Here is a 15,580-nt window from a genome sequence, read left to right on the forward strand (position 1 = left end):
GGAAAAATTGGGGGGCTCCCCCCGACGCGAGTGCCGGAAGCGATGTTCGGGCGCTAGCTAGAGTACGCGTGCAAATCAGTCAGGCCAACTCGACCGACCTATTCATGGCGATATATCACCTGTTTCCCATCCACCCCGATCCCATCTATCGGAGGTGGCCGGTGTCGGAGGCGGTCGATAGCGTGACCGAGGTGAGGACACCGCGCGCAGGTGCGCGGGTCCGTGAACGCGAAGGAGCGCCGCGATGAGCAGCCAGATCGATCACCTCCTCAACGAGACCCGCCGGTTCGCGCCGTCGGCCGACTTCGCCGCGCAGGCCGTCGCCGACCGCACCCTCTACGAGCGCGCCGCAGCGGACCGCGAGGGCTTCTGGGCCGATCAGGCGCGTGAACTGCACTGGCACACTCCCTTCACCCAGGTGCTCGACTGGTCGAACCCCCCGTTCGCGGAATGGTTCGCCGACGGAGAGCTGAACGTCGCATACAACTGCCTCGATCGGCACGTCGAAGCGGGCAACGGCGATCGCATCGCTCTGCGCTGGGAGGGCGAGCCCGGCGATCAGCGCAACGTCACCTATGCCCAACTGACCGACGAGGTGAAGCGCCTGGCGAACGTCCTCACCGAGCTCGGCGTCGAGCGCGGCGATCGCGTCGCGCTGTATCTGCCGATGATCCCCGAGGCCATCGCCTCGATGCTCGCCGTCGCGCGCATCGGCGCCGTGCACTCCGTCGTCTTCGGCGGATTCTCGGCCGACAGCCTGCGTGCGCGTATCGACGATGCCGGCGCCAAGCTCGTCATCACCGCCGACGGAGGATGGCGAAAGGGGAAGGTTTCCCCCCTCAAGCCCGCTGTCGACCTGGCGCTCGCCGACCGCAACGGCTCCGGTGAGCAAGAGACCGTCGAGCACGTGCTCGTGGTCAAGCGGGGCGGCAACGAGGTCGACTGGTCCGAGGGCCGCGACCTCTGGTGGCACGACGTGGTTCCGAAAGCCTCCGCCGACCACGAGGCCGAGGCGTTCCCCGCCGAGACCCCCCTCTTCATCCTCTACACCTCGGGAACCACCGGGAAGCCGAAGGGCATCCTTCACACGTCGGGCGGGTACCTCACCCAAGCCGCATTCACCAACCGCGTCGTCCACGACGTCCACCCCGAAACGGACGTGTACTGGTGCACCGCCGACATCGGCTGGATCACAGGACACACCTACGTCACGTACGGTCCCCTAGCCAACGGCGCGACGCAGCTGCTCTACGAAGGCACCCCCGACACGCCGCACCCGGGACGCTGGTGGGAGCTCATCGAGAAGCACGGCGTGACGATCTTCTACACGGCGCCGACCGCGATCCGTTCGTTCATGAAGATCGGGCGCGACGTGCCGCAGAAGTTCGATCTGTCGTCGCTCCGTCTGCTCGGTTCGGTGGGTGAGCCCATCAACCCCGAAGCCTGGATCTGGTACCGCGAGATCATCGGCGCCGACAAGACCCCCATCGTCGACACGTGGTGGCAGACCGAGACCGGTGCCATCATGATCTCCGCGCTCCCCGGAGTGACCGAGACCAAGCCCGGCTCTGCCCAAGTGCCGATCCCCGGCGTCTCGATCGCCGTGGTCGACGAGCAGGGCGAGCCGGTCGGCAACGGCAGTGGGGGCCTCCTCGTCATCACCGAGCCCTGGCCGAGCATGCTCCGCGGCATCTGGGGAGACCCCGACCGGTACCGCGAGACCTACTGGGAGAAGTTCGCTGACAAGGGCTACTACTTCGCCGGTGACGGCGCCCGTCTCGACGACGACGGCGACGTGTGGCTGCTCGGCCGGGTCGACGACGTCATGAACGTGTCCGGCCACCGGCTCTCGACGGCCGAGATCGAGTCCGCCCTCGTCGGACACGAGGGCGTCGCCGAGGCCGCCGTGGTCGGCGCGAGCGACGAGACCACCGGCCAAGCCGTCGTCGCGTTCGTCATCATCAAGAGCCGGTACCTGAAAGAGCACCCCGTCGAGGGCCTCGGCGACGAGCTGCGCACCTGGGTGGGTCAGCAGATCGGTCCGATTGCCCGCCCCCGTGACGTCTACATCGTCGGCGAGCTGCCGAAGACCCGCTCGGGCAAGATCATGCGCCGTCTGCTCCGCGACGTCGCCGAGGGCCGCGAGGTCGGAGACACCACCACCCTCGCCGATACGGCAGTCATGAGCGTCATCAGCGCCCAGGTGAGGTGAAATTCGGTTCCGGATGCCGAGGGCTTCGGCATCCGGGATCTTCCGGCGAACCCGAGCGCGGCGCTCTCCGTGGCCGTGCGATCTCGTATTGTGACAGGGGTCGAAACCATTGTTCCGGGGGGATGAGCGTGGCGGATCACATTCGAATCGAGTTCGGCAGGGTCGGTCAAACGGTCGAGGTGCTCCGCGCCGCGTCAGGGGGAATCCGAGGCGAGCTCGACGCACTCGACGCGCGACTGGCGACCATGGAAAGCGGGTGGCGAGGCGAGGCGCGGGAGGCGTACTCCGTCGCACGCGCCCAGTGGGAAGAACGGATGCGGTCGATGCAGACGCTGTTGGAGGGGTGCGCGGAGGTACTTCTGCGAACGGGTGAGGCGATTGCCGCGACGGAGGATTCGCTCGCTAAGTCCTTCTGATCGCTTCGGTCTGCCTAGACTGCGAACGTGATTTTCGGCAAGCGAAGGCATGAGCAGACTGCGCAGCAGCGCGAAGAGCTGAAAGCTGCCGCCGCCGAGCAAGGGTGGCGGTGGAGCGACGCCCAGCCCGCCCCCGCTTTCGAACTCTCGGAGGCGGCCCTTCGAGGCCCCGAGCGGTTCAAAATCTGGACGGTCGGCTTAGGCGATGTCGTCGACGGCATGGTGAACACCCGTCCCTTTCGCGCCGCGCGACTCATCGGCTACGACTACACCACGACGAACGGAGGCATCCCGTACGGGGATCGTCGCGAGACGAGCGCGGTGTGGATCGACCTGCCCGACTCGCTGCCCGAGATCCGTCTCGTAGACGCTTCGTCGACGGAGAAGGACGAGGGGCTCCCTCTTCCCCCACTGAACCCTGCGAGGACGACCGACGGACGATGGCGGGTCGAAGGTTTCGTCCCGCAGTTCGCCTCGGACCTCCTTCATTCGACATTCGTCACGGCGCTTGCGACCCTTCCCCCTCTCACAGCCGTCGTCATCCGCGCGGGAATGATCCTCGCCTACGGATTGCAGCGCTACGATGCGCAGACCATTCGAACCGTCGCGACGACCCTTGCTGCACTGATCGAGGCGGTGCCCGGCAACGCCTGGGGCCGCGCCGACGCTCTCGTCGCGGGCACCGGGGTGTTTCCACGGCGCGTCCCCGGCGGGGCCGGCCTTTCACTCGACCAGCGTCTTGTGCGCCCCGACTGGAAAGGCTTCGGGCTGGCGGAGAAAGTGCCGTGGCCAGACGCGCCCGGCGCCCCGAAGAATGTCATGTTGAAGCGCAGCCAGGCGGTAGAGGTGTGGGAGCCTACCCACGACGATGCACCGGGCTTTTCCCTGAGCGCACAATTCGGACGTGCGACCATCGGCTCGGGGATGCCTTTGGGCATCCCGACCGTGGCCTCCACGATCTCGCAGGGCGTGGCGGCTCCGCGTGCCTGATCGCCGGGGCTGATCACAGAGCGACGGGAGCCTGAGCGTCACCTTCGTCACGCGTCGCCGGGAAGGACCCGCGTCACGCCGCGAAGCAGCAATTCGACGGGCCACTCGTCTCACCCGGATTTCCTCGCGAACTCGGTAAGCGCGCCTAAACTTCGAACGTAAGGTTCGGAAAGCCCAGCGCCACGAAGCACAGCAGCGCCGAGAGCTCCTGCGCCAGGAGGCGTCGGCAGCCGGATGGACGTGGGAGGGTGCAGCACCCGCACCGATTTTCGAGTTCGGCGAGGCCGCGTTACGCGGTACGCCCTATCACGACATCTGGATGATCGGTGTCGCGGATGCCCTCCGAGGTAGCGTCGGTGAGCGAGATTTTCAGGCCGGCCGTCTCATGGGATACGAGTACGGAATGACGAACAGCCGCATTCCGCATGGCGATCTTCGCAAGACGAATGCGGTGTGGATCTCGCTGCCCGCCTCCCTTTCGGAGATCACGTTGGTGGACACGATGTCCTCTGAAAAGGATGCGGGTCTGTCGCTTCCCGTGTTGAATCCCCCTCGGACATCAGATGGCCGGTGGCAGGTGGAGGGCTTCATCCCCGCTTTCGCAACCGACCTTCTTCGACCCACGTTCACCCCGGCGTTGTCGAAAGTGCCGTCCGTGACGGCGATCGTCATCCGCGCGGGCTTCCTCATCGCTTACGGAATGCGCGCTCATGACGCCTCTACTATTGGACCCGTCGCCGACTCGCTCGCGGCACTGATCGACGCTGTGCCGTCGGGCGCGTGGGGACGTTCTGACGTCCTCGTCGCCGGCCTCGGTGTGTTCCCCCGTCGGACGGTCGGCGGTGCAGAGCTGAGGCTCGAGCAACGGCTGGTGCGACCTGATTGGAAGGGCTACGGTCTCGGCGGGAAGGTGCAATGGCGGCAAGCCTCCGACGCTCTGAAGCACGTGACGATGTCGCGACGCGAAGCGGTGGACGTCTGGGACGTGCCGCCGGGTACGCCTTAGGGAATCTACATCGGTACGCAGGCCGGCGGTTCAGACGTACCGACGGTCGCGTCGGCTCCTCATCATGGCGTCTGAGGAGCGCGATCACGCCCACGGGGAGAGTCGATGCCGTCCTGTCGGCGGCGGGTCGGTCGGCTTCGGAAGAACCGCGACATCGACGTCGTGTGACCGAGTACCGAAAGCGGCGGACGGCAGACTGGACTCAACCTCGCCGATAGCCGTCTCCGCGGCGTTTTCGCAGGCGGAGAGGCTCCGTGGGCATGATGGCATGACACCGAATTGATAGAGAGATCGAGGAGACGGCAGACGTGATCTTTGGCAAGCGGAAACGCGAAGAGGCCGCGCAGCGCCGTGCCACATTGCGGCATGACGTCACCTCTCAGGGGTGGTCGTGGAACGATGCGCAGCCTCCGTGCCCCTTCGAATTGGCCGAGGCCTCGATGCGCGGTGAACACGGCTTCGACATTTGGCCGGTGGGCCTGAGCGAGGTCATTGACGGATCTGTCGAAAAGCGCGCATTTCGAGCAGCACGTCTGATCGGCTACCGGTACAGCACGACAAACGGCGGCCTGCCCTACGGTGATCGCCGCGAGACCGCCGGTGTTTGGCTCGAGCTCCCCGCATCGCTTCCGGAACTTCGGATGGTCGACACTCTCGCAACCGAGAAGGACCTCGGTCTGGCACTCCCCCCTCTGGAACCTTCGCGCACGGCCGATGGACGCTGGCAGGTGGAAGGGTTCGTCCCCGCATTCGCGACGGATTTGCTTCAGCCCGCTTTCGTCGAGATCCTGTCATCGCTCCCGCCCCTGAGCGCCGTCGTCATCCGTGCAGGCGTGATCCTTGCCTACGGCTTGCGGGACTACGACGTGCCGACGATCCGTGCGGTCGCTCACACGCTCGACGCACTGCTCGACAGGGTGCCCGCCAGTTCATGGGGGCGAGCGGATGCGCTCGTCGCTGGCGTCGGTGTGTTCCCCAATCATGACGCGGACGGTCCGCGCTTGGTTCTTGATCGTCGGCTGGTCCACCCGGATTGGAAAGGTTACGGTCTCGGCAACAAAATCCCCTGGCAGGAGGCGCCCGACGCACCCAGCAATGTGCTCATGAAGCGCAGCGAAGCGATTGACCGTTGGGAAGCGCCGTCAGGCGCACGGCCGGGGCTGAACGTGAGTGCACATGTGGGGAGCGCCTCTCTGGGCACGGCGACACCCCGCGGCATCCCCACTGTCGCGTCCACTCTCCTGCCGGGTCCGCGTCACGACAGCTGAGTGACGGAGTCGCGCACACGACGCGGGCGGATGTCGCGTGCAGAACCATTCCGCTTGTCGCACCACCGGTGGGCTGGGGAAGACACTCAGCGATGCCGGTGAGGCGGCGCCCTGCAGACCGGTCGACGCTAGCGGAGACCCTGAACCGGGCCTTCTGCATCGAGCAGGGATAGCGGACCGACGAGGCCAGCCCGCATCTCGCTCAACACCGAGGCCCCGGCCACTCCAGGATCGGCCTCCTCGATTGCGTTCGTCAGATTTTCCTGCAGGTTGGTGAGCGCCTCGCGAATCGTGGCGGTCACGAGACGGCTGAGGGCGCGCGGACCGAGAGCGACTCCGCGCGCGGAAACATGCAATTCGGTCAGAAGCCCGCGAGAGGACACGGTCGCTCTCACCTCGCCCTGGAACGACACGGCCGCCCCCTGGGCTGTCTCGACGGCCGTTCGAACCGCTTCGAAGGCCGTACCCCGTGCAATCGCGGCGGCATACTTCGCATCGCGAGCGGCGAGACGTTCCTGCACATCGAAGGGGACGCCGGAGAAATCAGGAGCGACCATCAGCGTTCCCCTTGCTGATTTGCGTCGGCCTCTGCCGATTTACCGACTCCGGCGTTGATGCCTTTGACAGCGTTGACCACGTCGAGTGCTTGGAAGTTGACCCGGAGCTCACCCACGTTGAGCATCTTCTCGATTCCCGCCGTCTCGACCTGAAATTCGCGACCGAACTGGGTGAAACGCTCGACGATTCCCTGAATCTTCTGCATCACCTCCTGAATCTTCTCGACCCACCGAGCGACCTGAGGAACGCGGGTCGCGATCTTGGTGCTGCATTGGGCGATGATCACCGGGAGCCCCACGCCGACGGTGGCCAGCGCCTCGACGACCGCCTGGATGAGCTGTCCGACGAGGTCGGCGATGATGCCCTTGACGATCTCGTAGACGATCTGGACGACGGATGCCGCCAAACGAAGCCCGTTCGCGTTGCTGTGGGCGGCCTCCGCAAGGGATCGCATGATCGTGGTGAGGCCGGTCGCGACCGTCTCGTACCCCGTGGCGGCGGCTCCCTGCCACGACTCACGAAGATTTCCGAGCGCCTGATCCCGGTCGTCCGCGACGGCAGTGAGGGCGTCTCCGACGTTGTCCCAGGTCTCGCCGAGTGCGCGCACCATCTCGGGGCTGCCGGTGAGCAGCTCCAGCTCTTCATGCAGCGGCGACATGTAATCGAGCAGGAACGATGCGCACGATGACGCGAGCGTCGCGATCGGGTTCGCGATCAGGCTGACGACATCGAGCGCTGAGCCGGCCGCATCGATCACGCCCGATGTGATGTTGCCGCTGCCGAAGTCGCGCACGGAATCAGCGATCCCCCCGGCGACCGGCAGCGCGCCCAGTACGGCTTCCCCGCTCAGCCCGCTCTCGTACGTCGGTGCGGCGATGAGCGACATCAGATGACCTTCGCGATCTCGGCGGCCAGGTGATCGTCGAGAAGAGAGTATGTCGTACCAGCCGCTGACACCGCGGTGGCCTCGGCGGCGAGTGCCAGGCGGAGCGCCGAGAGTCCGGCGACCGTCGTCGACTGCTGCAGGGTCACCACGGGAACGAGGAACGAGCAGAGCAATCCGAAAGCCACCGGCTGCAGTGCCACGGCACTCAACGCGGCCACGGCTGCGTCGTTCAACTGGTCGACCGAGCCGTTCAGCCGAGAGGCGTGCGCGTGCAGCGCATCGGCCTGTACCTCGAGATCCGTCATCGTGGGCCCCCCTCGAACTCGTCTTTCACGGGCGTTGCGGCCGACGTCTCGGCGTCCAACCGCTGCACCCGCTCGAAGAGCTCGTCGATCCGCGCTGAGAAGTCGACCGCCGGAGCGGGCAGATGCGGTTGCAGGATCGCTGCCCGGATGGGCTCTGCCTGATTCTGCAGGTCTTCGATCGCCCGGGTCGTCGCCGACATCACCCACTCCGAGACGGTGGGTCCGTCGGCATCCCGGATCGCATCCGAGAAGGCGACATCGATGACGATTCCTTGATGGTCGACCGTCACCGTGGCCCCGTCTTCGTCGCTTCGACCCATCCCCGTCAGCGCGGCGAGCTCGCCCGACAGTTCCTCGGCCACATTCGACAGCTCTTGGGCTCGTTCCAATTGCCCGGCGATAGCGAGCAGCATCTGCGCGGCGTCATCCATGCGAGTCCTTCCCCCCGGTGATCGACTCGGCCTCGATGCTAGCGAATCAGCGCCCCCGCGACGAGACCGATCGTCGTATCGCGCGTTCGGCCCACGGGATGACGAGCATGGCCGCTCCCGCCCGCACCGCCGGATACACCCCCGCCACCCAGACGATGGATGCCGAGACCGCGCCACCGGGTCGTCCAGAGCGCGCAGATCAACACGGCGGCGAACGATGCCGTGAAAGCGACGTGACCGCTCGGGAACGACGGGTCGGCCGTCGCGCCGACCGCGTGCGTCATCGCCTCGAACATCCCGGGCCACGGGCGGCGGCAACGAATCCTAGGATCACGTGTCGCACGTGGAGGGGATGGCCTCCAGTTATTACGCCAGCGTTCGCGTATCGGGTTCCAGGTCCAGTCGATTCATGAAACGCTAAGAACATGGACGCAATCACATCGCTTGTGCTGCTGATCACTCTCGCCGCGGTTGCTTTGTATGCGCTGTACTGGGTAGTCCGAAAGGCGATACGTGACGAAATGACCGCTGCACACGCAAGGAACGAGGGGCAAGAGCGTACCCCCGACCGTCGCAATTCAACCTCTGAATAGCCTGGCAATAAGTCGGCAGTTCGCTCCTAAAGGAGTTGACGCAGTTGCCGCCCTCCTCCTTGTGCAGAAACGTGTTATTCGTCCGAGATAACCAACGAGGAGATATTCATGTCAATTCGTAAGAAGTCCTGTGCCGCCCTCAGCGGCGGTGCTCTTGCACTTGGAATGCTCGCGCTCGCTCCGGCCGCTAACGCAGCTCCCACCGAGCTCACACACGATGAGTTCATGGCCGAGATCGAGAATTACCAGAACGAGAACCCCGGGGACTACGTGGGCCTCGAACAATTTGTCGAAAGCATCGGCGGCGAGTTCAAGGTCAGCACAAACATCACTGGACCGACTACGGCAAAGGGCGCAGAAGAGGCTTTCGCAAAGAATTCCGATGCAACGAGCACCAATGTGATCGCGGCGGCGGGGTCTCTCCCGTCGGATTCTTTCACAGTCGCCATCACCTCCTTCCGACAAGGGACGAGTCCCATCATCGATGTGACCGGTAGCTGGGATTGGCGCAACGACTTCGCAGGACAAACCGATCCGCGTGACGTTGCCTCCCTCGGCTTCAATTCGTCCTGCGGCGCTCGTTCGAATCCGCGTGCAACCACACAGGATCTGAACGGCCGAGTCACCAACACCACCACGCTGTACGACAGCGGTGTCACCACCAATTCCGTGGTGTGGGAGGTGGACGCGGCTGTCAGCGGATTTGTCAACAGCGCAGACCAGGGTCGCGTGACTGTCACGTGGGACACTTCAGGGTGCACCGACACGTTGCAGGCAGGTTTCATCTACGAGGGCAATCAGGGCGGTTCGCTCGACTCCATTTCCGCGAGCTTCGGAGCGCTGAGCCTTGGCTATTCGGGCGGGACGCTGGCCCTGCAGAAGTCCACGGCACCGCTCACGCTATAACCCTGACGGCGGGCGTCCATACCCGCCAGTTGAACAGCGCCAAGGCTGTGGCTCGCTAGGAGTGAGCTACAGCCTTGGCGCTGTTCGGCCCGAGGAAGGAACTCCGGGTATCTCCGATTCGCGTTCATCTCGTGCAACGACGCGCTGCTGGAGGAGCGACGAACGACGAAGCCAGTGGTTCAGGTGCAACTTGGGGCAGGGATCTCGGAGCGCGTGAGCAGCTTCTGAAGAATCCAGGTAGCCGACTGCCCGCCGTAGTAGCTCACGGTCATCGTTCATCCGCGCTCGCCGGGATCGTTAAACCGTCGGCGAGCGGCCGCGGGGGCGCGCCGATGCGCTTGTCAATGGTGCGGACGGTTTCGGCGCCCCGTGACCGCCGACACGAAGTCGGCCCTCGACAGACGCCTGAGGCGACCCGACCGGGTGGGATATGGATTGGCCGAAAAGATACTATCGAGACGCGCTCGACGCCCCCGCCCATGCGGTCTTCAAGCGCAGCGGAACCATGATCTGCAGGACCCGTCGCCTACTCGCGGCCCGGGTTCTTCCTCAGCGCTCAATTCGATGATCGGTCAACCGAGCCGGAGCAGCCACACAGTATCGCGGCTGTCTCATCGACCCTCATGCCAGGTGCCCGGTGATTGCGAAGCTGAACCCCGCGAGCCACCATCATCGGTCAGATCCCTCGCGCCGACGCGCCGTCGGAACAGCAGCGCGTCGACGCGGGGGATGAGCATGGCCCCTCCCGCCCGCACCGCCGGATACACCCCCGCCACCCAGACGACGGATGCCAGGGCGTCCCCGGCGTAGTGCACGCCGATGATCACGACCGACACCGACATCCCCACGACCAGCACCACCCCGACGACGATCCCCAGGGCGCGCCATCGCGTCGCCCAGAGCGCGCAGATCAACACGGCGGCGAACGATGCCGTGAAAGCGACGTGACCGCTCGGGAACGACGGGTCGGCCGTCGCGCCGACGGCGTGCGTCATCGCCTCGGACATCCCCGGCCGCGGCCGGTCGACGACGAGCTTCGCCGCTTCCGCGAGACCCCACGTCACGGCCACTCCCCCGAAGAAGGCGAGGGCGACCTGCCATCGGCGGGAGAGGAGGCCGACGGCGACCGTGGCGACGACCATGATGCCCGCCGCCGGCAGGGGTTTCAGCGAGCGGTAGAACCCCTCCGCCACCTGGGTGAGGACGCTGACATGCAGATGATGCACCGCGTTCGAGAACGCCACGTCGATCGGCACGAAGCGGAGGACGAATCCGGCGGCGAGGAGCACGACGATGGTCGAGATCGCCACCACGATGTCGCGCCGGAGGTGAGCCGAAGGAGTGAGAAGAGCGCTCTCGGCCGTCGACGGCCCACTCGGCGCGGAAGAAGAGGTCACGGGGGCATCCTGCCCCCGCACACTTCTGAATCAGCCGAGACACCGACGCGCCGACGACGAGAGGGACGCCCCGTGGCTACCAGGGCGTCCCTCTCGGACGGAGGCCGGGGTGCCGGCATCCGGGATCATCGTCAGGCGACGGTGAAGATCACCTCGACCTCGACGGGGCTGTCGAGGGGAAGGACGGGCACACCGACCGCGGAGCGCGCGTGGGCGCCGGTCTCGCCGAAGACCTCGCCGAGGAACTCGCTCGCGCCGTTGATGACGCCGGGCTGCCCGGTGAAATCGGGGACGGATGCCACGAAGCCGGTGAGCTTGAGCACGCCGGTGAGGTTGTCGACGCCGCCGACGAGGGCCGCAGCAGCGGCGATCGCGTTGAGCGCGCACTGACGGGCGTAGGTCTTCGCGTCGGCGGGGGCGACAAGACCCTCGGACTCGCCGACCTTGCCGGTCGCGGGCAGGGCTCCCTGGACCATGGGGAGCTGACCCGAGGTGTAAACGAGATCGCCATGGCGCTTGGCCGGGATGTAGGACGCGACCGGGGGAACGACCGCGGGCATGTCGACGCCGAGGGCGGCGAGGCGCTCCGAGACGCTCACTGCTGGCCCTCGAACTGCCGCGCGGCCGTCTCGGCGGCACCGAGGCCGGCGTTGGCCGCGCCGCCACCGGTGGGGCGCTTGAAGTAGGCGACGAGTCCACCCTCGGGACCGGTGACCACCTGCACGAGTTCCCACCCCTGCTTGCCCCAGTTGTTGAGGATCGCCGCGGTGTTGTGGATGAGCAGGGGGGTGGTGAGGTACTCCCACGTGGTCATGACGGGCTCCCGGAGGTGGCTCGGAGCGCGCAACGGTGATGCGCGCGAGGATGGACGCGTCCGCGCGCGAGCGCACGCCTTCAAGGCATCGCCCAGCAACGTCGCTTAGCATCAAGCCTATGCCCGAGAACAAACGAACGGCTAGCGGTGCCCTCGGCGGCATCGTCGGCCTGGTCGGCCTGAGCGCGGTCGCCGGACTCCTGGTCACCGCTGCCGTGACGCCGGCCATCGCCGTCTCCGGTGCCGCTGCCTCCAGCGCGATCACCGTCTTCGACAACATGCCCAGTTACCTGAAGCCCGACGAGCTTATGCAGCCGACGACGCTCATGGCCGGCGACCGGGTGCTGGCGAAGTTCTACGACCAGAACCGCTCCCCCGTCACCTTCGACCAGGTCTCACCCGTCATGTACGACGCGATCCTGTCGTCGGAAGACCCTCGTTACTACCAGCACGGCGGTGTCGACCTCATCGGCACGACTCGCGCGTTGCTCAGCAACGCGACGAACCCGGACGGCGACACTCAGGGCGGCTCCTCTATCAGCCAGCAGTACGTGAAGAACGTGCTCGTGCAGCGCTGTGAGCGCGACGCGAAGGCCGTCGAGGCCACAGAAACCACCGCGGCGGTCTCGCGTGACGAAGCGCTGCAGAAGTGCGCCCTCGAGGCAGTGCAGGCGAACGGTGCAGCGGGTTACCAGCGCAAGCTGCAGGAGATGCGGTACGCGATCCAGCTCGAGAAGGAGTACACGAAGGATCAGATCCTTCTCGGCTACCTGAACATCGCCAACTTCGGTGGCACCACCTACGGCATCGACGCCGCGGCGCGCTACTACTTCGACACCCCCGCCGCCAACTTGAGCGTCGGCCAAGCGGCGGTTCTCGCCGGCATGGTGCAGAACCCCAACCGCTTCCGGATCGACCGCCCCGAAGGCTCGATCAGCGACGGCGAGACCGCGTGGAACAAAGCACCCGACGGCTCGATCGACGATGTGGACCAGAGCACGATCCAGGCCCTCTATACGTTGCGCGACAACGGCGAGATCACCCAGGAGCAACTCGTCAACGCCGCCGACGGCTACAGCGAGACCAAGGGTCGTCAGCTCTACGTGCTCAGCCGCATGGAGATCGACGGCAAGATCACGCACCAGCAGTATGTGGCAGCCGCGATCGAGCCGATCACCCCCAAGATCACACCGACCAGCCAGGGGTGCGCCTCGTCCGCCGCGCCGTACTACTGCCAGTACGTGGTGTCGACGATCCTGAACGATCCGGCTTTCGGCACTGACACCGACGACCGCGTGCGCGCCCTCCGCCAGGACGGCCTGACTATCCAGACGACGCTCGACTGGCGCGTTCAGGATGCCGCGCAGAACGCGATGAACGCGTACACGCCCGCAAGCATCGACGGCATGAACTTCGGTTCGACCGTCGTCAACCTCGAGTCCAAGACCGGGCGCATCCTCGCCATCGCGCAGAACACGAAGTTCACGCAGGACCCCGGGCAAGCGGAGTCCGATCCCTCCTATAACTCCGTGATCTTCGCGGGCGACAGCACGAACGGCGGGTCCATCGGTTTCAACGCGGGATCGACCTTCAAGCTTTTCACTCTCGTGGATTGGCTCCAGACAGGGCACTCCCTGAACGAGACGCTGAACGGTCGGATCGGTCCCGTGCCGAACATGACGAACTCGTGCACCGGCAACTACGTGAACAAGAACAACGACCGCATCAACAACTTCGGCAACGACAGCGGCTACGTCGGAACGCCGATGATGTTCACGCGCGACTCGCTCAACACCGGCTACCTCCAGATGGCTGCGCAGCTCGACCTCTGTGACATCGCCAAGACGGCCAAGAAGCTCGGCGTGACCCGGGGTGATGGTTCGGACATCACGATGCAGTACGCCAACAACGTCATCGGCAGCGATAACGTCTCTCCCATCGCGATGGCCGGGGCCTACGCCACGGTCGCCAACGGTGGAACGCTTTGCCAGCCCAAGGTGATCGACAAGGTCACCGACAGCAGCGGCGCGGAGCGTGCCATCCCCGAGCGCACCTGCTCGGCTGCGCTGACCCCGGAGGTCTCTGCAACGGCCGCATACGCCCTGCAGGGCGTCATGGCCCGCGGCGGGACCGGCGCCCGTGGCAACCCCGGCGATGGCACCCCCGTTCTCGGTAAGACCGGTACCCACGAAGAGTGGCAGACCTGGATGATCGAGTCATCGACCAACACGACGACCGCTGCCTGGGTCGGCAACTACGAGGGTGGCGTCAACGTCTTCAAGAAGTTCTGGGGCGGTCGCGCTCTCTCTGACATCCGCTATCCCCTGGCGGCCGATGTGCAGCGCGCATCCGATGACTTCTACGGCGGCGACCGGTTCCCCGACCCCTCGTCGAACCTCCTCCGCACCCAGATGCGGGATCTACCGAACGTGGTGGGCCAAAGCATCTCCGACGCCACCTCGACCCTCCAGAACGCGGGTTTCCGCGTCTCGGTCGGTGACCCCGTCGACTCCCCGTCGGGTCCTGACACCGTCGCCGCGCAGAACCCCGGCGCAGGCTCTGCTCCCGCGGGCTCGCAGATCACGCTGAGCCCCGGTAACGGCCAGGGTGCGACGGTGCCGAACGTGGGCGGGCAGACTGTTCCCGCGGCCCAGGCAGCGCTGAATGCCGCTGGCTTCACGAACGTGTCCATCGGCGCCTGTCAGCCCGAGGGCAACGCTCCGAACGAGGGCCAGGTGACGGCGACGAACCCTGCCGCCGGCACGGCGACGAACAAGAGCGCCGCGATCGCTCTGTCCATCGTCGCGAAGAAGTGCTCGTGACGCGTCCTCTCATGACGGCCGCCCTCGCACCCCTCGGGGTCGCGGGGGCGGCCGCTGTCGGGGCCGCCGTGTGGGGCGTGGGCATCGAGCGCTACCTCTTCACGGTGCGCTACCACGCGCTGCGTGTCCTCCCCAAAGGGGCCGAGCCAATCCGCGTCCTTCACGTCTCCGACGCGCACATGGCTCCCTGGCAGAACCGCAAGCAGGAATGGATGGCGCGTCTCTCCGAGCTATCGCCCGACCTCGTCGTCAATACGGGCGACAATCTCGGTCACCGCGACGGACTCACCGGCATCCGGACGGCCTTCGCACCCCTACGGGGTGTGCCCGGACTGGTCGTGCACGGGTCGAACGACTTCCAAGAGCCGGCACCCCGCAACCCCCTGCGGTACTTTCTGGGGCCGTCCGGTCATCAGCCCGCGCACAAGCACCTCGATGTCGACGCCCTCGACCGGTATTTCACCGATGACCTGGGGTGGAGCATCCTCGACGACACCGCTGTGTCGCTCGAGGTGAAGGGCCTACGCGTCACCGCCTTCGGCGTCAACGACGCCCACCGCAAGTGGGACCACCCCGAGCTCATCCCGCCGGTAGTGGAAAGCCTGGATGCCGCCGACCTCACGCTCGGCGTGATGCACGCGCCCTATCGGCGCACTCTGGACACGTTCACCGACTTCGGTGCCGACGTGCTGCTCGCCGGTCACACGCACGGCGGACAGGTGCGGGTGCCGTTCCGTCGAGACGCGTTGGTGGCCAATTGTGACATCCCGTTGGATCAGGCGCGCGGACTGGGCGACTGGACCTACGAAGGCCGCACCGTGCCGTTGAACGTCAGCGCGGGGCTCGGTCATTCGATCTACGCGCCCGTGCGTTTCGCGTGCCGCCCGGAGGCATCGCTGCTCACGCTGCTTCCGCGCTGACGGATTCTCCACAGCCGCCTCGGGGGCCGATCCGTACACGGATCGGCCCCTTCGCG

15 protein-coding genes are annotated in these 15,580 nt (G+C 66.0%); 8 read left to right on the forward strand and 7 right to left on the reverse strand.

The features are described from left to right. Positions 1-244: 244 nt before the first annotated feature. The 5 genes from acs to NE358_RS12020 all read left to right on the forward strand — a co-directional run bounded on the left by acs (position 245) and on the right by NE358_RS12020 (position 5,892). On the forward strand, positions 245-2,212 hold the full coding sequence (acs, locus tag NE358_RS12000; protein WP_141376127.1) for an acetate--CoA ligase: 1,968 nt from the start codon (positions 245-247) through the stop codon (positions 2,210-2,212). 122 nt (positions 2,213-2,334) lie between these two features. Then, positions 2,335-2,628, forward strand: coding sequence for a WXG100 family type VII secretion target (locus NE358_RS12005; RefSeq protein WP_141376129.1), 294 nt, complete (start codon positions 2,335-2,337; stop codon positions 2,626-2,628). 27 nt (positions 2,629-2,655) lie between these two features. After that, positions 2,656-3,618 carry a hypothetical protein gene (locus tag NE358_RS12010; protein ID WP_141376130.1) on the forward strand — a complete coding sequence of 321 codons (963 nt, stop codon included), beginning with the start codon at positions 2,656-2,658 and terminating at the stop codon, positions 3,616-3,618. A gap of 403 nt (positions 3,619-4,021) precedes the next feature. Next, a complete protein-coding gene (locus NE358_RS12015; RefSeq protein ID WP_289938821.1) occupies positions 4,022-4,624 on the forward strand; it encodes a hypothetical protein in 603 nt (200 codons plus the stop codon). 308 nt (positions 4,625-4,932) lie between these two features. Then, on the forward strand, positions 4,933-5,892 hold the full coding sequence (locus NE358_RS12020; protein WP_289938822.1) for a hypothetical protein: 960 nt from the start codon (positions 4,933-4,935) through the stop codon (positions 5,890-5,892). A 128-nt stretch (positions 5,893-6,020) separates the two neighbouring features. Here the strand turns inward: NE358_RS12020 and NE358_RS12025 are convergent, their stop codons facing one another. From NE358_RS12025 to NE358_RS12040, 4 genes are read right to left on the reverse strand one after another with little or no spacing between them, the layout of a single operon-like run. After that, positions 6,021-6,449 (reverse strand): YbaB/EbfC family nucleoid-associated protein, encoded by a 429-nt coding sequence (locus NE358_RS12025; protein ID WP_141376137.1) that lies wholly within the window; start codon positions 6,447-6,449, stop codon positions 6,021-6,023. Beyond that, positions 6,449-7,336 carry a WXG100 family type VII secretion target gene (locus tag NE358_RS12030; RefSeq protein WP_289938826.1) on the reverse strand — a complete coding sequence of 296 codons (888 nt, stop codon included), beginning with the start codon at positions 7,334-7,336 and terminating at the stop codon, positions 6,449-6,451. The genes NE358_RS12025 and NE358_RS12030 overlap by 1 nt, the downstream gene beginning before the upstream one ends. Further along, a complete protein-coding gene (locus NE358_RS12035) occupies positions 7,336-7,641 on the reverse strand; it encodes a hypothetical protein (protein WP_289938828.1) in 306 nt (101 codons plus the stop codon). Before NE358_RS12035 ends, NE358_RS12030 begins: the two co-directional genes overlap by 1 nt. Beyond that, on the reverse strand, positions 7,638-8,072 hold the full coding sequence (locus tag NE358_RS12040; RefSeq protein WP_141376143.1) for a YbaB/EbfC family nucleoid-associated protein: 435 nt from the start codon (positions 8,070-8,072) through the stop codon (positions 7,638-7,640). Before NE358_RS12040 ends, NE358_RS12035 begins: the two co-directional genes overlap by 4 nt. An 818-nt stretch (positions 8,073-8,890) precedes the next feature. On the opposite strand from NE358_RS12040, the gene NE358_RS12045 reads away from it, so the two are divergent. Next, entirely contained in the window at positions 8,891-9,571 is a 681-nt protein-coding gene (locus NE358_RS12045) for a hypothetical protein (RefSeq protein ID WP_289938831.1), read from the forward strand. Positions 9,572-10,182: 611 nt separating this feature from the next. Here NE358_RS12045 and NE358_RS12050 read toward each other — a convergent pair. The 3 genes from NE358_RS12050 to sp36 form a co-directional block, all read right to left on the reverse strand. Then, positions 10,183-10,968 carry a phosphatase PAP2 family protein gene (locus tag NE358_RS12050; RefSeq protein ID WP_289938833.1) on the reverse strand — a complete coding sequence of 262 codons (786 nt, stop codon included), beginning with the start codon at positions 10,966-10,968 and terminating at the stop codon, positions 10,183-10,185. Positions 10,969-11,099: 131 nt separating this feature from the next. Next, positions 11,100-11,567, reverse strand: a complete 468-nt coding sequence (locus tag NE358_RS12055; RefSeq protein ID WP_141376147.1) for a RidA family protein — start codon at positions 11,565-11,567, stop codon at positions 11,100-11,102. Further along, a complete protein-coding gene (sp36, locus tag NE358_RS12060) occupies positions 11,564-11,782 on the reverse strand; it encodes a Sp36 family protein (RefSeq protein WP_056229468.1) in 219 nt (72 codons plus the stop codon). The genes NE358_RS12055 and sp36 overlap by 4 nt, the downstream gene beginning before the upstream one ends. Positions 11,783-11,901: 119 nt before the next feature. On the opposite strand from sp36, the gene NE358_RS12065 reads away from it, so the two are divergent. Continuing rightward, the gene (locus tag NE358_RS12065; RefSeq protein WP_289938840.1) at positions 11,902-14,604 is read left to right on the forward strand and encodes a transglycosylase domain-containing protein; all 2,703 of its coding nucleotides are present in this window, start codon (positions 11,902-11,904) and stop codon (positions 14,602-14,604) included. Then, positions 14,601-15,524, forward strand: coding sequence for a metallophosphoesterase (locus NE358_RS12070; protein ID WP_499317874.1), 924 nt, complete (start codon positions 14,601-14,603; stop codon positions 15,522-15,524). The genes NE358_RS12065 and NE358_RS12070 overlap by 4 nt, the downstream gene beginning before the upstream one ends. Positions 15,525-15,580 lie beyond the last annotated feature (56 nt).

This window comes from Sphingomonas sp. G5, assembly GCF_052660795.1.